Here is a 17,547-nt window from a genome sequence, read left to right on the forward strand (position 1 = left end):
GCGCACCGACGCGCGCAGGCCGCGCTCCGCAGGCTCAGGCGCGCCGCTCGCCGCCGAGCGGGCTCGTGCCGCCCTGCCCCGGCAGCCGCCAGATCAGCCACACGCCGACGAGGCTCTCGACGAGATAGAAGAAGCTCGATACGCCGTGCAGCAGCGCGAAGCGCCCTGCATACGCGGTATGGCCGACATCCGTGCCCGCCTCGAGCGCGGCGACGCGCAGCGCGTTCATGAACGGCTGCAGCGCGAAATAGCCGACGAGCACGCAGCCGAGCATCGCCGCGAGCAGCCAGCGCAGCCGCCGGTACGCGTCGTGGCCGCGCCGCACGAGCAGATTCGACAAGCCGATCAGCAACACGCCGCACACCGCGCCGATCGTCGCCTCGATGCTGAACAGGCGCGCGGCGACGGAACCCGCCGCCACCCGGTCGAGCGTCGCGAACAGCACCGGCGCGACCGCGTAGCCGATCGTCAGCAGGCTGCCGACCCAGACCGTCGCCAACAGGCGAAAGAGGCGATGCGGCGCCGCGGAACCGGCCATCAGATGTACAGCACCGAGATGATTTCGTACTCGCGCACGCCGCTCGGCGCCTGCACCGCCGCGACGTCGCCTTCGGACTTGCCGATCAGCGCGCGCGCGATCGGCGAGCTGACCGAAATCAGGCCGTGATCGAGATCGGCTTCGTCGTCGCCGACGATCTGATACTTGACCGTGTCGCCCGTCTCGAGATCCTCGAGCTCGACCGTCGCGGCGAACACCACACGGCCGTCGGCATCGACGACCGTCGGATCGATGATCTGCGCAGCCGACAGCTTCGATTCGATTTCTGCGATGCGACCCTCGATGAAACCTTGCTTTTCCTTCGCGGCATCGTATTCGGCGTTCTCGGACAAGTCACCCTGCGCGCGCGCCTCGGCGATCGCGTTGATGACGGCCGGCCGCTCGACAGACTTCAGGCGCTGCAGTTCATCGCGCAGTTGATCTGCGCCACGCTTCGTCAACGGAATGGTGCTCATAAACGACTCAATAGCTAAAAACGGCCATATAAAAAATCACCGCGATTAAGCGCATTTCCGAAACATCGGAAACGCCGCTTAATCGCGGCACGAATTGTCTTCGACAGGTAACTGGAGGCTTAGTTTAGGCGAGCGTGCAGACCTTGTAAATCATAGACTTCCAAGTCCTTCAGGTACCGAAGCCCCTCCACCGCCGCGCGCGCGCCCGACATCGTCGTGTAATACGTGACCTTGTGCGCCTGCGCGCTCATCCGGATCGAACGCGAATCGGCGATCGCCGCGCGCGTTTCATCGACCGTCGTGAACACGAGCGCGATCTCGCCGTTCTTGATCATGTCGACGATGTGCGGACGGCCGTCCTTCACCTTGTTCACGACCTTCACCGGCACGCCCGCCGCCTCGATCGCGGCGGCGGTGCCGCGCGTCGCGACGAGCGGATAGCCGAGATCGTGCAGCATCTTCGCGACCTCGACCGCCTTCGGCTTGTCCGCGTCCATCACCGTGAGCAGCACCGTGCCCGACTCCGGCAGGCGCGAGCCCGCCGCGAGCTGCGACTTGAAGAGCGCTTCGCCGAACGTCGCGCCAACGCCCATCACTTCGCCCGTCGAGCGCATCTCGGGCCCGAGCACCGGGTCGACGGTCGGGAACTTGATGAACGGGAACACCGCTTCCTTCACGCTGAAGTACGGCGGCACGACTTCCTTCGTCACGCCCTGCTGCGCGAGCGTCTGGCCGACCATCGCGCGCGCGGCGATCTTCGCGAGCGGCAGGCTCGTCGCCTTCGACACGTACGGCACCGTGCGCGACGCGCGCGGGTTCACTTCGAGCACGTAGATGACGTCTTCCTTCGAGCCGTCGGACTGCGGCACCTGCTGGATCGCGAACTGCACGTTCATCAGGCCGACCACGTTCAGCGCCTTCGCCATCGCGGCCGTCTGGCGCTTCAGCTCGGCGACGGTTTCCTTCGACAGCGAGTACGGCGGCAGCGAGCACGCCGAATCGCCCGAGTGGACGCCCGCCTGCTCGATGTGCTCCATCACGCCGCCGATGAACACGGCGTCGCCGTCGCAGATGCAATCGACGTCGCATTCGATCGCGTCGTTCAGGAAGCGGTCGAGCAGCACCGGCGAATCGTTCGACACCTTCACCGCCTCGCGCATGTAGCGCTCGAGGTCGCGCGGCTCGTGGACGATCTCCATCGCGCGGCCGCCGAGCACGTATGACGGACGCACGACGAGCGGGTAGCCGATCTCGTCGGCGAGCGCGAGCGCTTCGTCCTCGGCGCGCGCGGTGCGGTTCGGCGGCTGGCGCAGGCCGAGGTCCTGCAAGAGTTTCTGGAAGCGCTCGCGGTCTTCGGCCGCGTCGATCATGTCCGGCGACGTGCCGATGATCGGCACGCCATGCGCCTCGAGGTCGAGCGCGAGCTTCAGCGGCGTCTGGCCGCCGTACTGGACGATCACGCCAACCGGCTTTTCCTTGTCGACGATCTCGAGCACGTCCTCGAGCGTGAGCGGCTCGAAGTACAGGCGATCGGACGTGTCATAGTCGGTCGACACCGTTTCCGGGTTGCAGTTGACCATGATCGTCTCGTAGCCGTCCTCGCGCATCGCGAGCGCCGCGTGCACGCAGCAGTAGTCGAACTCGATGCCCTGGCCGATCCGGTTCGGGCCGCCGCCCAGCACCATGATCTTCTTGTTGTCGGTCGGCTGCGCCTCGCACTCTTCCTCGTAGGTCGAGTACATGTAGGCGGTCTTCGTCGCGAACTCGGCCGCGCAGGTGTCGACGCGCTTGTAGACCGGGCGCACGTTCAGCTCGAGGCGGCGCGCGCGCACGTCGGCGGGCGTCGCGCCGAGCAGCTTCGCCAGGCGCCGGTCGGAAAAGCCGCTTTGCTTCAGATAGTGCAGCTCGTCCTTCGTCAGGCTCGCGAGCGTGCGGCCGGCGAGCGCCTTCTCCTTCAGCACGATCTGCTCGATCTGCGCGAGGAACCACGGATCGATCGACGTTTCCTCGAAGATCTGCTCGCGCGACATGCCGACGCGGAACGCGTCGCCCACGTACCAGATCCGGTCCGGGCCCGGCTCGCCGATCTCGCGGATGATCTCGTCGCGGCTCGTCGTCTTCTCGTCGAGGCCGTCGACGCCGACTTCGAGGCCGCGCAGCGCCTTCTGGAACGATTCCTGGAACGTGCGGCCGATCGCCATCACTTCGCCGACCGATTTCATCTGCGTCGTGAGACGCGAATCGGCCTCGCGGAACTTCTCGAACGCGAAGCGCGGAATCTTCGTGACGACGTAGTCGATCGTCGGCTCGAACGACGCCGGCGTCGCGCCGCCCGTGATCTCGTTCTTCAGCTCGTCGAGCGTGTAGCCGACGGCGAGCTTCGCCGCGACCTTCGCGATCGGGAAGCCCGTCGCCTTCGACGCGAGCGCCGACGAACGCGACACGCGCGGATTCATCTCGATGACGACCATGCGGCCGTCCTTCGGGTTGATCGAGAACTGCACGTTCGAGCCGCCCGTGTCGACGCCGATCTCGCGCAGCACCGCGAGCGATGCGTTGCGCAGGATCTGGTATTCCTTGTCGGTGAGCGTCTGCGCGGGCGCGACGGTGATCGAGTCGCCGGTGTGCACGCCCATCGGGTCGAGGTTCTCGATCGAGCAGATGATGATGCAGTTGTCGGCGCGGTCGCGCACGACTTCCATCTCGTATTCCTTCCAGCCGAGGAGCGACTCCTCGATCAGCAGCTCGCGCGTCGGCGACAGGTCGAGGCCGCGCTTGCAGATCTCCTCGAATTCCTCGCGGTTGTACGCGATGCCGCCGCCCGAGCCGCCGAGCGTGAACGACGGACGGATCACGACCGGGTAGCCGCTGCCGCCCGTGGCCGCCATGATCTCGCCGTGCACCTTGTTCGCCTCTTCCATCGAGTGCGCGATGCCGGACTTCGCGGAACCGAGGCCGATCTTCGTCATCGCGTCCTTGAACTTCTGGCGGTCCTCGGCCTTGTCGATCGCTTCCGGCGACGCGCCGATCAGCTCGACGCCGTACTTGTCGAGCACGCCGTGGTGGAACAGGTCGAGCGCGCAGTTGAGCGCGGTCTGGCCGCCCATCGTCGGCAGGATCGCGTCGGGGCGCTCCTTCGCGATGATGCGCTCGACGACTTCCCACGTAATCGGCTCGATATACGTGACGTCCGCCGTGTTCGGATCGGTCATGATCGTCGCCGGATTGCTGTTGACGAGGATGACCTTGTAGCCCTCCTCACGCAACGCCTTGCATGCCTGCGCGCCCGAGTAGTCGAACTCGCACGCCTGGCCGATGATGATCGGGCCGGCGCCGATGATGAGGATGCTGTTGATGTCTGTGCGTTTTGGCATGGCTCTTGGGATTCAAAAAATAATCGTTGATGCGCGATCCGCGAACGGCGCTCAGCTCATTGTCGCCAGCGCGAGCTTCACGGAAAAGCCGACGAACAGGCCGCCCACGCCGCCCGACGCGCCCGCCGCGAGCTTGCGGCGGCGGCGGAAGTGATCGGCGAGGCGCGCGCCCGTGAAGATCAGCGTGCTCAGATACACGAAGCTCGCGAGTTGCGCGATCGCGCCCAGCACGACGAACGTCAGCGCCGGATGCGCGTAGGCCGGATCGACGAACTGGATGAAGAACGAGATGAAGAACAGGATCGCCTTCGGATTCAGGAGGCTCACGACGAGCGCCTTGCGAAACGGCCGCTCGCCGTCGACCGCGCGCGGCGCATCGGCGCCCGCGTCAGCGGGCCGCGCGAGCTTGCGCCACGCGCCGCGCAGCATGCCGAGCCCGATGTACAGCAGGTACGCGGCGCCGCCGTACTTGACGACCGAGAATAGCAGCGGGTTCGCCTTCAGGAGCGACGCGACGCCCGCGGCGGACAGCACCATCAGCACGGTGTCGCCAAGGAACACGCCGCACGCGGCGCGGTAGCCGGCTCTCACGCCGCGCTGCGCGGCGAGCGACAGCACGTACATCGAGTTCGGCCCCGGCAGCAGAATGATGAACACCACGCCGAACACGTAGGTCCAGAGATCCGTGATGCCGAGTGCGTGACCGAACATGATGCGAGGCTCCGTAACCGATGCGATGGGCTCAGGCGCTGCGTGTCTTCGCCGCGTCCATCAGCGCGGTGAAGCGGTCGAACAGATAGCCGATGTCGTGCGGGCCGGGCGATGCTTCCGGGTGGCCCTGGAAGCAGAACGCGGGCTTGTCGGTCAGCTCGAAGCCCTGCAGCGTGCCGTCGAACAGCGAGACGTGCGTCGCGCGCGCGTTCGCGGGCAGCGAATCGGCGTCGACCGCGAAGCCGTGGTTCTGCGACGTGATCACGACGCGGCCGTTCGCGAGATCCTTCACCGGATGGTTCGCGCCATGGTGGCCCGTCTTCATCTTGAGCGTCTTCGCGCCGACCGCGAGGCCCATGATCTGGTGGCCGAGGCAGATGCCGAAGGTCGGCACGCCGCGCTCGATGAATTCCTTCGTCGCGGCGATCGCGTAGTCGCACGGTTCCGGATCGCCCGGGCCGTTCGACAGGAAGATGCCGTCCGGATTGAGCGCGAGCGCTTCGGCCGCGCTCGATTGCGCCGGCAGCACGGTCACGTGGCAGCCGCGCTCGGCGAGCATGCGCAGGATGTTGTATTTCACGCCGAAGTCGAACGCGACGACACGGTAGCGCGGCGTCTCCTGCATCCCGTAGCCGCTGCCGAGGCGCCACTCGCTCTGCTTCCACTCGAACGGCTTCGCCGTCGACACGACCTTCGCGAGGTCCATCCCCGCGAGCCCCGGGAACGAGCGCGCGAGCGCGAGCGCGAGCGCCTTCGATTCATCGTCGGAGCCCGTCAGGATGCAGCCGTTCTGCGCGCCCTTGTCGCGCAGGATGCGGGTCAGCTTGCGAGTGTCGATGCCCGCGATCGCGACGACGCCTTCGTCGCGCAGATAATCGCCGAGCGTGCTCGCCATCCGGAAGTTCGACGCGAGCGCGGGCAGATCGCGCACGATGAGGCCGGCGGCATGGACTTTCGTCGCTTCGACGTCCTCGGCGTTCACGCCGACGTTGCCGATGTGCGGATAGGTCAGCGTGACGATCTGGCGCGCATAGCTCGGATCCGTGAGGATTTCCTGATAGCCGGTGATCGCGGTGTTGAACACGACTTCGCCGATCGTATGGCCGGCCGCGCCGATCGAATAACCACGAAAGACCGTGCCGTCGGCGAGTGCGAGCAAAGCGGGAGAAAAAGACGGCAACACGGGGGGCTCCTTGGGGGACACCCTTGCCGCCGACCTGTCTATCCTGCCGCGCGCTCGCGGGCCGCGTGACGCATCACGCGCGCGTGGGCGCTTTCGCGCGCGGGCTTGCGGTCGAGCGCGAAACGGCGCGCGCAGGCGCGGGTTTCGCGGCATCGCCTGCATCAAGCGGCGTGCGGCGGACGAACGGGATGAAGGAGGTAGGCGCTAGGGTGCGAGGTTGATTAGCACAAACTTTCAAATTATAGCGTGAAATTGGCCTTATCTTCAATCGATCAGCGCACTTCCCGCGCGCTTCGCGCCAGCCGGGCGGAACTCGGCTGCGCGAAGCGCCGAGCCGGCGCGGCTCGCCTCCCCTCTTTCAGTGTCGCTTGGTTGTATGCGGCGACGATCGATTCGTCAAGCCGATATTCATTCCTCAGCCGATTCGCGCCGCCGGCCTGTCGAGCGCGCGATCGGGCAGCACGTACCAGACCGCGCTCGCGATCTGCAGCGCGACGAGCGCGCCCCAGGCGCTCAGGTGCGCCGCGGCCGGATAATGCCCGGCCTGCGTCGGCCAATGCGACAGCACCGCGCCCACGCCGACCTGAAAGCCGAAGATCAGCACGAAGATGACGAGGGTGAGCGTCGTGTTCGCGCGACCGATCAGGTGCACGGGGAAGTATTCGGCCAGCACGGCGTAGCTCAGAATGCCGACGCCTCCGAATACGCCGTACGCCGCCCACAGCACCGTGGCGGGCAGCGGCGCGCGCAGCATGATCGCGAGCTGGGTCGCGACGAAAAGCGCCATCCCGAGCCCGCAGAACGCGTACAGCGATACGCCGCGCCGCTCGAGCCCGCGCGCCGCCGCGCCGAAGCCGACGCAGCCCGCCATCATCGCGAAGCCGAGCACCGACACGAGCGCAGCCGCGTCGCGCGGCGCGAAGCCGCTCACGTCGCGCAGGTACGCGCCGACCCACAGCGACTGCATCGCGTAGAACACGCCCTGCGTGGCGACCGAGAACGAAGCGATCTTCCAGAAGGTCCGGTTCGTGACGATCCGCCAGGTGCCCGCGAATTGCTCGGCGACGCTCGCGTCGTGGCGGCCTGCCTGCGCGTCAGGGGCGAACGCCCACAACGCGGCCGCGACCGCCGCCGTGAACGCGCCGAGCCCCGCGCACACCGCGCGCCAGCCGGCGAAGCCGAGCAGCCATTCGAGCGGCGAGCCGACCGCGACGCCGCCCAGGCCGCCCACCGCCATCACGAAGCCGTTCAGAAGCGGCAGCCTGGCGACCGGGAAATGCTGCGCGAGCGCCTTGAACGCACCGCCGAGGCACACCGACACGCCGACGCCGATCAACAGCCGCCCCACCATCATCGCGCCGATGTCGTGCGCGGCGCCGAACACCCATGCGCCCGCCGCCGCGACGAGCAGCAACGCGGCGCTCACGCGGCGCGGGCCGTAGCGGTCGAGCAGCACGCCGGCCGGAATCTGCGCGCAGGCGAAGCCGAGGAAATAGAGACTCGTCAGCAGCCCGAGATCGGCGGCGGACAGACCGAGGTCGCGCGTGATGAGCGGCGCGAAGCCGAGATTCACGCCACGAAAGACATACGAAACGAAGTAGCCGATCGCGAACAGCGCGAACACGCGAAATTGCACGAGGGACATCAACGGTCACCGGTAAAGCGCCGGCCGACGAACCGACGGCGACGCGCACAAACGAAAACGCCGTCACCTGGGTGACGGCGTCCGGCGATGATAGTCGATTGCGCGCCAGCGGCCGGAAAGCCCCCGCGGCGCGCGCGCCCTTTCGTCTTACTTCTTCTTCGCCGTCTTGCGGCTCGAGGTCTTGGCGGGCGCGGCCTTCGCGCCGCTCTTCGCCGCGGCCTTCGCCGACGGCTTCGCGGCGACGGGCGCCGCCTTGCGGCCGCGGCTCGACGCCTTGCCGCCCGTATGCAGGCTCGCGCGCTCGATGTGGCCGCCCGCGACCGACGTCGCGATCCGCTCGGGCCCGGGCTCGGCCGGCACCGCGCGGCCGACGGGCACGTGCAGCACCATCGTCTGGCCCGGCATCACGACCGCGCGGCGCGTGCGGTTCCATCCGCGAAGCTGCGCGACCGACACGCCGTAGCGGCTCGCGAGCGCCTCCATCGACTGCTTGCGGCGCACGCGGATCAGCATCTTGCGCGTATCCGGCACGTCCGGCTCCATCGCGAGCACGCCGTTCTCGGCGACGTCGGCGCTGATGTCCTCGTCGTCGTCGTCGGTGCGCGGCACGACGATCGTCGAGCCGGGCTTCAACCGCATGCCGGCCGGAATCTTGTTCACCTGCATCAGCGTGTCCGCGTCGACGCCGATCTTCTCCGCGATCGCGGCGGGCCGCGCGCGCTCGGTGACGGTGTACGCGGTCCACGACGACAGTTGGCCGTCGTACGACTTCAGGCTCTTCTCGAACGCCGACGCGTTGTCGAACGGCAGCAGGATCTGCGGCTGCGTCGCGCCGAGGATCACGGGCTTCGAGAACGACGGGTTGAGCGACTTGAATTCGTCGAGCGGCAGATTCGCGAGCTTCGCGGCGACCGTCACGTCGATGTCGCGCGACGTCGTGACCGTCACGAAATACGGGTGGTTCGGAATCTCCGGCAGCGCGAGGCCGTACTGCTGCGGGTTCATCACGATGTTCTTGACCGCCTGCAGCTTCGGCACGTAGTTGCGCGTCTCGTTCGGCATCCGCAGGCTCTGGTAATCGGTCGGCAGGCCGGCCGCCTGGTTGCGCGCGATCGCGCGCTGCAGGTTGCCCTCGCCCCAGTTGTACGCGGCGAGCGCGAGATACCAGTCGCCGAACATGTCGTGCAGGCGCGACAGGTAATCGAGCGCGGCGCTCGTCGACGCGAGCACGTCGCGCCGCTCGTCCTGCCACATGTTGCGCTTCAGGTTGAACGTGCGCCCCGTGGCCGGCATGAACTGCCACATCCCCGCCGCCTTCGCGACGGACAGCGCCTGCGGGTTGTACGCCGATTCGATGAACGGCAGCAGCGCGAGCTCGGTGGGCATGTGGCGCGACTCGAGCTCCTCGACGATGTGATACAGGTACTTCTGCGAGCGCTCGGTCATCCGCTGCACGTAGTCGGGACGCTGCGCGTACCAGGACGCCTGCATGTCGACGAGGTCGCTCTGCAGATCGGGCATCTGGAAGCCGCGGCGGATGCGCGCCCAGAGATCGCTGTCGGCGGTGGTGAGGTCGCCGACCGATTGCTTGTCGACGTCGACGGTTTCTTTTGCGGAAGCAGACTTGCGCAAGTAGTCCGAAGCGGCTTGCGGGTCGGAGGCTGCGGGATTTTGGGCAGTCGGCCCGGTGCCCGCGCACGCGGCGAGCGTCAGGACCAATAGCGCACTGAGGAGGAATCGCATGAAAATCTCGGCTTCCAACGGCTGGAAATTGCAGGCGATAGTACGAAAGTGCGTGCTTCGCGTCAACAAAAAGGCCGGAAAAACCCGCTAAATCGGATATTTGGGGCCGATTCTCCAGATTCCGGTTGAGCTTGACCCGACTGTCCGCGAGCTCAACGAAAACGGTTTTTCCACTCCCGCATCAGCGTGAATGCCGCGAGCCGGTCGGGCGCCGCCTCGTGCAGTTGCGTTTCGAGCGTCGCGCGGATTGACGGGCTGTCCGCGCGCAGGAACGGGTTCACCGCGCGCTCGTGCGCGATCGTCGTCGGCAGCGTCGGCTCGTGGCGCGCGCGGCGCGCGAGCGCTTCGTCGCGCCACGCGGCGAGCGCCGCGTTCTCCGGCTCGCACGCGAGCGCGAACTGGATGTTCGACAGCGTGTACTCGTGCGCGCAATGCACGCGCGTGTCGCCCGGCAGCGCCGCGAGCGCGTCGAGCGACGCGAGCATCTGCGCGGGCGTGCCCTCGAAGAGGCGCCCGCAGCCGCACGAGAACAGCGTATCGCCGCAAAAGAGGTGTGGCGCGGCGTTGCCCGGCCCGGCCGGCTGGAAGTACGCGATATGGCCGCGCGTGTGGCCCGGCACGTCGATCACGTCGAACTCGAGCGCGGGCGAACCGATGCGCACGCGCTCGCCGCCCGTCACGCGGCGCGTGATGTGCTCGATCGCCTCGTGCGCGGGGCCGAACACCGCGAGCGGCTCGCCTTCGCGCGCGGTCGCGAGCAACTCGGCCACTCCGCCGACGTGGTCGCGATGGTGGTGCGTGAGTAAAATAGCGGTCAGCCGCCAGCCTCGCGCGTCGAGATGGCGGCGCACCGGCGCGGCTTCGCCCGGATCGACGGCGACCGCATGGCGGCCATCCGACACGAGCCAGATGTAGTTGTCGTCGAATGCCGGCACCGGCACGTATTCCAGCTCGTTCATGGGCGCGCAATCACCGAGATATGTCTGACCGTTCGATTATAGACTGGCCCGCCTGGACCGACTCCCCGCCCGGGCGCTACGTGCTCGGCTGGGAGCAGGCGCAGCTCGACCGCACCGTGTCCGACGTGTTCGGCTTCCACGCGCTGCAGCTCGGGCTGCCACAGCTCGACGCGCTGCGCGAGAACCGCATGCCGTGCCGCGGCCTCGTGCTCGATCCGGCGAGCGGCGCGAGCGCGCCCTATCATTATCCGTGGGCGCGCGAGGCGCGCAGCGCCGAGCACGCGCCCGCCGGGCGCAGCACCGTGTGGTGCGACCTGCTCGATCTGCCGTTCGAATCGCAAAGCGTCGATCTGATCGTGATGCCGCACACGCTCGAGTTCACGTCCGATCCGCATCGGCTGTTGCGCGAAGCCGAGCGCGTGCTGATGCCTGAAGGCCAGCTCGTGATCACGGGCTTCAATTCGCTGAGCCTCTGGGGCGCGCGGCATTCGGTCGGCAAGATGGCAAGGCGGCCGTTCGTCCCCGCCACGCGCGACCAGATCACCTTCATCCGGCTGAAGGACTGGATCAAGCTGCTCGGTTTCGATCTCGAGCGCGGCCGCTTCGGTTGCTACCGGCCGCCGCTCGCCACCGACAAGTGGCTGTCCCGCTACGCGTTCATGGAGGCCGCGGGCGACCGCTGGTGGCCGATCTTCGGCGCCGTCTACATGGTGACGGCGATCAAGCGCGTGCGCGGAATGCGGCTCGTCGGCCCGATCAAGATGAAGAAGCCGGTGCGCGCGCCAGGCCTCACGCCCGCCGCCACCCCGACCACCCACCAAGAACATTCATGACGTTGCAAACCATCGACATCTATACCGACGGCGCCTGCAAGGGCAACCCCGGCCCCGGCGGCTGGGGCGCGCTGCTGCGCTACGGCACGCAGGAGAAGGAACTCTTCGGCGGCGAAGCCGGCACGACCAACAACCGGATGGAGCTCACTGCGGTGATCGCCGCGCTCGCGGCGCTCAAGCGCCCGTGCAAGGTGGTCGTCCACACCGATTCGCAGTACGTGCAAAAAGGCATCAGCGAATGGATCCACGGCTGGAAAAAGAAAGGCTGGGTGACGGCCGCGAAGACGCCCGTGAAGAACGCGGACCTCTGGCAGCGGCTCGACGCGCTCGTCGCGCAGCACGACGTCGAATGGCGCTGGGTGAAGGGGCACGCCGGCCATCCGGAGAACGAGCGCGCGGACGCGCTCGCGAACCGCGGCGTCGAATCGCTCGCGCAGGCATGAGCCCGCTCGCGCCCCTCTTTCCGCTTCACGACTGACTCGAATTCCGTATTCCCGACATGCGCCAGATCATTCTCGATACCGAAACCACCGGCCTGAACGCCCGCGCGGGCGACCGCATCATCGAAGTCGGCTGCGTCGAGCTGCTGAACCGGCGGCTCACCGGCAGCAACCTGCACTTCTATGTGAATCCCGAGCGCGACAGCGATCCGGGCGCGCTCGCGGTGCACGGCCTCACGACCGAATTCCTGAGCGACAAGCCGAAGTTCGCCGAAATCGTCGATCAGTTGCGCGACTTCGTCCGCGACGCGGAACTGATCATCCACAACGCGCCGTTCGACCTCGGCTTTCTCGACGCCGAGTTCGCGCTGCTCGGCCTGCCATCCTTCACCGACCACTGCGCGGGCGTGATCGACACGCTCGTGCAGGCCAAGCAGATGTTCCCCGGCAAGCGCAATTCGCTCGACGCGCTGTGCGACCGGTTCGGCATCAGCAACGCGCACCGGACGCTGCACGGCGCGCTGCTCGACTCGGAACTGCTCGCCGAGGTGTATCTCGCGATGACGCGCGGGCAGGAAAGCCTCGTCATCGACATGCTCGACGAAGCCGGCGACGCGCACCGCAACAGCGACGAGCCGCGGATGGCGTTCAGCGGGCTCGACCTGCCGGTGCTCGCCGCGACCGGCGAGGAGCTCGCCGCGCACGAGGCGCAGCTCGACGCGCTCGACAAGTCGGTCAAGGGCTCGTGCGTGTGGCGCAAGGAAGCAGCGGCCGGCGAGGCCTGACGGGGCGGTGGGCGGCACGGCGCGCATCGCCGCGCCGAACCGGTCTCACCCGCGCGGCTGGAGCGCGATCACCGACATCCCGGCGAGCGCGAGCGCCGCGCCCGCCGCATCCCAGCGCGACAGCGGCACGCCGTCGACGATCCTCAGCCACGCGAGCGCGACGGCGATGTAGACGCCGCCGTACGCCGCGTAGGTGCGCGCGGCGGCGGCGGGATGCAGCGTCAGGAGCCACGCGAAGAGCGCGAGCGACATCGCCGCGGGCGCGAGCAGCCACGCCGGCTTGCCGGCCTTCAGCACGAGCCACGGCAGATAGCAGCCGACGATCTCGGCGACGGCGGTCAAGACGAACAGCGCGGCGATCTTCGCGAGTGAGAGCATGCCGGAGAGCGCGCGAGACGCGCGTCGAAAACGCCGCGCGACGCCGCGGCAACGGGCGCGATCATACCCCCCGCAGCGCCCGCGAAATCGGCACCCGATCGGCAATTTGCGCGATCCTCCGCTATCGTGCTATCATGTCGCTTCTTTCAACAGTCTACGTCTGCCATTTATTTCGGTCATCAGGCCGTCCGGCTTTACGCCGCAACGGGTTGACCGGAATTTCGCTCACAAGAAAGCACGCCTTCGGGCAGCTTTTTTCGTTTCGACGCCCTTGAAGGGCATTCAACCGGCCGCGCGCGCCACGCGATGCGCCGGTTCGCCGACCGTCCCCAAGCGGCGGTCTTTTCTCACGAGTGCACGTGCGCGACAACCACCGGGTCCGCGCCGATCGGCTCCCGTTATGGATTAAGCGCTTCATGCGCCCGGTCACGCTCGCGACCCTTGTCCGATCGCGAGCCGCACTCCCCGGCGAACCGTGCGCCCCGTCGCGCGATTCGGCCGCCGTCACAGGAGTTTTCGACCTTGACTGCAACACCCGCTCCCTCTACTTCGTCCATTGCGTCCGCCGAAGGCGCATCCGCCGCTCCGCACGAAATCACCGTCGTCGACCAGGGCCTCCTGAAGCGCGCCGTCGGCGCGATGGCGCTCGGCAACGCGATGGAATGGTTCGATTTCGGCGTCTACAGCTACATCGCCGTCACGCTCGGCCAGGTGTTCTTCCCGTCGAGCAGCCCGTCCGCGCAGTTGCTCGCGACGTTCGGCACGTTCGCCGCCGCGTTCCTCGTGCGCCCGCTCGGCGGGATGGTATTCGGGCCGCTCGGCGACCGCATCGGCCGCCAGCGCGTGCTCGCGATGACGATGATCATGATGGCGGTCGGCACCTTCGCGATCGGCCTCATTCCGAGCTACGACTCGATCGGCCTCCTCGCGCCCGCGCTGCTCCTCGTCGCGCGCCTCGTGCAAGGCTTCTCGACGGGCGGCGAATACGGCGGCGCGGCGACCTTCATCGCCGAGTTCTCGACCGACAAGCGCCGCGGCTTCATGGGCAGCTTCCTCGAGTTCGGCACGCTGATCGGCTACGTGATGGGCGCGGGCGTCGTCGCGCTGTTGACGGCCTCGCTGTCGCACGACGCGCTGCTGTCGTGGGGCTGGCGCGTGCCGTTCCTGATCGCCGGCCCGCTCGGCCTGATCGGCCTGTACATCCGGATGAGGCTCGAGGAGACGCCCGCGTTCAAGCGGCAGGCCGAGGCACGCGAAGCGCAGGACAAGGCGGTGCCGAAAGCGCGTTTCCGCCGGCAGCTCGCGCTGCACTGGCGCGCGCTGCTGCTGTGCGTCGGCCTCGTGCTGATCTTCAACGTCACCGATTACATGGCGCTGTCGTACCTGCCGAGCTATCTGTCGTCGACGCTGCATTTCGACGAGGCGCACGGCCTCGTGCTGATCCTGATCGTGATGGTGCTGATGATGCCGATGACGCTCGCCACGGGCCGCCTGTCGGACGCCGTCGGCCGCAAGCCGGTGATGCTCGCCGGCTGCATCGGGCTCTTCGCGCTCGCGATTCCCGCGCTGCTCCTGATCCGCACGGGCGAGACGTCGCTCGTGTTCGGCGGCCTGCTGATCCTCGGCGCGCTGCTGTCGTGCTTCACGGGCGTGATGCCGTCGGCGCTGCCCGCGCTCTTCCCGACCGAGATCCGCTACGGCGCGCTCGCGATCGGCTTCAACGTGTCGGTGTCGCTGTTCGGCGGCACGACGCCGCTCGCCGCCGCGTGGCTCGTCGACGCGACGGGCAACCTGATGATGCCCGCGTACTATCTGATGGGCGCGGCCGTGATCGGCGCGATCTCGGTGCTCGCGCTGCCGGAGAGCGCGCGCCAGCCGCTCAAGGGCTCGCCGCCCGCCGTCGCGTCGCACCGCGAGGCGCACGCGCTCGCGCGCGAGATCAAGCGCCGCGAGGCGGCCGAGCGCGACGACGGCGGCTATGCGAGCGCGGCGGCGCTGCGCGCGTGAGATTCGAGCGCCGCGACGCGGCCGTGCAGGCGCGTCGTTCGATGACGGACCGCGGAGGCGGCTCCCGCGATACCCAATGGGCGTGGCGGGGCCGCCTCCGCGTTTTTGCGCGTGGCGTGCAGCAGGCGGGGAAGCACGCCGCACGCCCGAACCGCCCCGCTCAATCGAGCGGCGTGCTCTCGAACTCCGGCAGCGCCTCCGCACGCGCGGACAGCGCGGCGAGCGCCGGATAGCGCGCCGGATCGATGCGCGCGAGATCCGGGTAGTCGCCCTTCATGAACTGCGTGAAGCGCCACGCGACCGCGACCGTCACGTCCGCCTGCGTGATCCGTTCGCCGACGAGCCAACCGCCCGCGCGCTCGATGCGCGCATCGAGCGCGCCGTACGCGGCGTCGAGCTGGCCGAGCACGCGGTCGAGCCAAGGCTGATGCTGTTTTTCGCCCGGCCGCAGGCCATGCTCGTAGACGACCTGCACCGTCTTTTCGGCCGCCGCGAGCGCGAGGCCCGTCAGTTCCAGCACGCGCACGCGGGCCGGCGGATCGTCGGGCATCAGCCGCCGCTGCGGCGCGACGAGCCGGTCGAGGTAATCGACGATCAGCGACGAATCGACGAGCATCGTGCCGTCGTCGGTAAAGAGCGTCGGCGCCTTCACGACCGGATTGAGCGACTTGAACGCGTCGAACTGGCGAAACACCGATATCGAGTGATGCTCGAACGGCAGACCAAGCAGCTTCGCCGAAATCGCGACGCGGCGGACGAACGGGGAATCCAACATGCCAATCAGCTTCATCGGTAACGCTCCGCGTGACGTGGGGGAACCGACGACTTTAGCGCGTCGCGCGCGCTTCGCCTAGCGCCTGTTCACGTTCATGACGGGCTTGCGCCGGCCGCCCGCCGAGGCCACGTGACGCGATACGACATGATCCGGTTTGGCCAGACCGGACCGGACCGGGCCGTGCCGGGCTCGGCTCGATGCGTGCGGCCGCGCGAGCCCGTCACTGCTCGCGCAGCCACGCCGCGCCGAGCGGCCACAGCGCGCGATTGTCGTCGCGGAAATAGCCGAAGTGGCCGATCGCGTGCTGTCGGCGATCCGGCGAGATCTCGCGATGCTCGACCTGCGCGCTCGAATAGAAGCGATGCAGCGCCTGCACCGCGGCGGGCGGCGCCATCCAGTCGTCGCTGACCGTGTACGCGAGAATCCGGCCGCGGAAGCCGCGAAAGTGCTCGCGCAGCGGGCGGCCTGCGCCGTCGACCAGATAGTCCGGGTGGCGGCACCAGCGCGCCCACTCGCGCATCACGCCGGATGGCAGATCGGCGCCGCGCGCGAGGCCGGCGCGCCGCGCCGGCAGATGCGACAGCACGCCGCCCAGCACCGGCACGATGCCGAACCACAGCGGCGCGAGCATCAGCCGGCGCGGCCACGGCCAGAGCCACCAATAGCCGCTCGGACAGCAGATCGACAGCAGCGCCGCCGCGCGGCCGTTGTTATAGGCGAGGCCGAACATCTGGCCGCCGACGCTGTGCGCGACCGCGAGCAGCCGATGCGACGGCGCGCGTGCGGCCAGGTGATCGAGCGCAGCCGGCAGATCGGCCTCGCCCCAGTCGCGCAGCGACGCGGCGTCGGCCTCGGCGGGCGGCTTGCGCGAATCGCCGACGCCGCGATAGTCGTAGGTCAGCACGGTGAAGCCGTCGCTCGCCAGGAAGCGCGCGTAGCGCTCGTAGAAGCCGCGCGGAACGCCGAGCGCGCCGTTCATCAGCACGCTGCGGCCGTTGCTCGCCGACGGCGCGCCAGGCGCATAGAAAGTCCCCGTCAGCAGCCGGCCGTCCAGTGCGGCAAACCGTGTCGTCTCGGCCGTGATCGGCGGTCGTTCGTGCATCGACATCCTCGCTATCGAGCGGCTATTGTGCAAGCGAACGCGATCGGCCGCCAGCCGCCCTCCGATTCGACGGCGCGGCGGCGAACCGGAACCGGTTGCGGCGGCCGCGCCGGTCCGACCGGCGCGGCGAAGTCGGCGACGCTGCCCAACGCGGGCATCGCGACGCACGCGACGGCGCGACACGTCCCGCGCTCACGCCGCCCACGGCCAGCGCGCAGCCAGCAATCTGCGCCCGCGCGCCGTGACCGTCGCCCGTTATCGGCGCGCCAGGCCGTAGAGCCGCCAGAATTCCGTCGCATACGACCGCGCGAGCTGCGGCGCGCGATAGAACACGTTGAAGTTGCCCGCCGCGCGCTCGTCGCGGGTCTGCGCGAAGCTCGCGCTGCCGAGCACGACCGCATCGACGCGCCGCCCACGACCAGCACGCGCGCGCGTGCGCGGCGGATCAGATCGACTTCGACCTCGGTCGAGCCGGCGTCGGCCAAACGCCGAAGCTGCGCATAGCAATGCGCAGAAAGATGAGAAAACGGGAGCGAGACGAACGCGGTAGGTCATGGGGCGGCAATTGTAGCCACCTCCCGTTTCGTTGCAAACCGTT

16 protein-coding genes and 1 pseudogene are annotated in these 17,547 nt (G+C 68.2%); 4 read left to right on the forward strand and 13 right to left on the reverse strand.

Annotated features, from left to right (window positions below; genetic code table 11):
- Window positions 1-34: 34 nt before the first annotated feature.
- The 8 genes from WT16_RS02425 to gloB all read right to left on the reverse strand — a co-directional run bounded on the left by WT16_RS02425 (window position 35) and on the right by gloB (window position 10,629).
- Window positions 35-538 (reverse strand): DUF4149 domain-containing protein, encoded by a 504-nt coding sequence (locus tag WT16_RS02425; RefSeq protein WP_063532628.1) that lies wholly within the window; start codon window positions 536-538, stop codon window positions 35-37.
- On the reverse strand, window positions 538-1,014 hold the full coding sequence (greA, locus tag WT16_RS02430; protein WP_006026344.1) for a transcription elongation factor GreA: 477 nt from the start codon (window positions 1,012-1,014) through the stop codon (window positions 538-540). Before greA ends, WT16_RS02425 begins: the two co-directional genes overlap by 1 nt.
- Before the next feature lie 119 nt (window positions 1,015-1,133).
- The gene (gene carB, locus WT16_RS02435; RefSeq protein WP_063532629.1) at window positions 1,134-4,388 is read right to left on the reverse strand and encodes a carbamoyl-phosphate synthase large subunit; all 3,255 of its coding nucleotides are present in this window, start codon (window positions 4,386-4,388) and stop codon (window positions 1,134-1,136) included.
- Window positions 4,389-4,439: 51 nt separating this feature from the next.
- Entirely contained in the window at window positions 4,440-5,099 is a 660-nt protein-coding gene (gene leuE / locus WT16_RS02440) for a leucine efflux protein LeuE (protein WP_006026342.1), read from the reverse strand.
- A 31-nt stretch (window positions 5,100-5,130) separates the two neighbouring features.
- Complete coding sequence (gene carA, locus WT16_RS02445; protein WP_063532630.1) at window positions 5,131-6,282, reverse strand: glutamine-hydrolyzing carbamoyl-phosphate synthase small subunit; 1,152 nt, start codon at window positions 6,280-6,282, stop codon at window positions 5,131-5,133.
- Window positions 6,283-6,697: 415 nt separating this feature from the next.
- Window positions 6,698-7,927, reverse strand: coding sequence for an MFS transporter (locus tag WT16_RS02450; protein WP_059929555.1), 1,230 nt, complete (start codon window positions 7,925-7,927; stop codon window positions 6,698-6,700).
- Window positions 7,928-8,074: 147 nt separating this feature from the next.
- Complete coding sequence (locus tag WT16_RS02455; RefSeq protein WP_059929630.1) at window positions 8,075-9,670, reverse strand: transglycosylase SLT domain-containing protein; 1,596 nt, start codon at window positions 9,668-9,670, stop codon at window positions 8,075-8,077.
- A gap of 152 nt (window positions 9,671-9,822) precedes the next feature.
- Entirely contained in the window at window positions 9,823-10,629 is an 807-nt protein-coding gene (gene gloB / locus WT16_RS02460) for a hydroxyacylglutathione hydrolase (RefSeq protein ID WP_063532631.1), read from the reverse strand.
- Between the two features lie 20 nt (window positions 10,630-10,649).
- On the opposite strand from gloB, the gene WT16_RS02465 reads away from it, so the two are divergent.
- From WT16_RS02465 to dnaQ, 3 genes are read left to right on the forward strand one after another with little or no spacing between them, the layout of a single operon-like run.
- Complete coding sequence (locus WT16_RS02465) at window positions 10,650-11,462, forward strand: class I SAM-dependent methyltransferase (RefSeq protein ID WP_009911917.1); 813 nt, start codon at window positions 10,650-10,652, stop codon at window positions 11,460-11,462.
- Complete coding sequence (rnhA, locus tag WT16_RS02470) at window positions 11,459-11,905, forward strand: ribonuclease HI (RefSeq protein WP_006026336.1); 447 nt, start codon at window positions 11,459-11,461, stop codon at window positions 11,903-11,905. The genes WT16_RS02465 and rnhA overlap by 4 nt, the downstream gene beginning before the upstream one ends.
- Before the next feature lie 56 nt (window positions 11,906-11,961).
- The gene (gene dnaQ / locus WT16_RS02475) at window positions 11,962-12,687 is read left to right on the forward strand and encodes a DNA polymerase III subunit epsilon (RefSeq protein ID WP_063532632.1); all 726 of its coding nucleotides are present in this window, start codon (window positions 11,962-11,964) and stop codon (window positions 12,685-12,687) included.
- Between the two features lie 45 nt (window positions 12,688-12,732).
- On the opposite strand, the gene WT16_RS02480 is transcribed toward dnaQ, so the two are convergent.
- A complete protein-coding gene (locus tag WT16_RS02480; RefSeq protein ID WP_063532633.1) occupies window positions 12,733-13,065 on the reverse strand; it encodes a YnfA family protein in 333 nt (110 codons plus the stop codon).
- A 522-nt stretch (window positions 13,066-13,587) separates the two neighbouring features.
- On the opposite strand from WT16_RS02480, the gene proP reads away from it, so the two are divergent.
- Window positions 13,588-15,072: a glycine betaine/L-proline transporter ProP gene (proP, locus tag WT16_RS02485; protein ID WP_015602107.1), complete on the forward strand. Its 1,485-nt coding sequence runs from the start codon at window positions 13,588-13,590 to the stop codon at window positions 15,070-15,072.
- Between the two features lie 160 nt (window positions 15,073-15,232).
- Here the strand turns inward: proP and WT16_RS02490 are convergent, their stop codons facing one another.
- From WT16_RS02490 to WT16_RS02500, 4 genes and pseudogenes are all read right to left on the reverse strand, one after another.
- Window positions 15,233-15,862: a glutathione S-transferase gene (locus WT16_RS02490; RefSeq protein ID WP_059929563.1), complete on the reverse strand. Its 630-nt coding sequence runs from the start codon at window positions 15,860-15,862 to the stop codon at window positions 15,233-15,235.
- A gap of 205 nt (window positions 15,863-16,067) precedes the next feature.
- The gene (locus tag WT16_RS02495; protein WP_063533036.1) at window positions 16,068-16,949 is read right to left on the reverse strand and encodes an alpha/beta fold hydrolase; all 882 of its coding nucleotides are present in this window, start codon (window positions 16,947-16,949) and stop codon (window positions 16,068-16,070) included.
- Between the two features lie 11 nt (window positions 16,950-16,960).
- Window positions 16,961-17,248: a hypothetical protein gene (locus WT16_RS34740; RefSeq protein WP_080595027.1), complete on the reverse strand. Its 288-nt coding sequence runs from the start codon at window positions 17,246-17,248 to the stop codon at window positions 16,961-16,963.
- Window positions 17,205-17,504, reverse strand: a pseudogene (locus tag WT16_RS02500) (hypothetical protein). Before WT16_RS02500 ends, WT16_RS34740 begins: the two are co-directional and overlap by 44 nt.
- Window positions 17,505-17,547: the final 43 nt, after the last annotated feature.

This window comes from Burkholderia sp. MSMB1589WGS (assembly GCF_001636105.1).
In the GTDB taxonomy this organism is placed as follows: domain Bacteria; phylum Pseudomonadota; class Gammaproteobacteria; order Burkholderiales; family Burkholderiaceae; genus Burkholderia; species Burkholderia humptydooensis.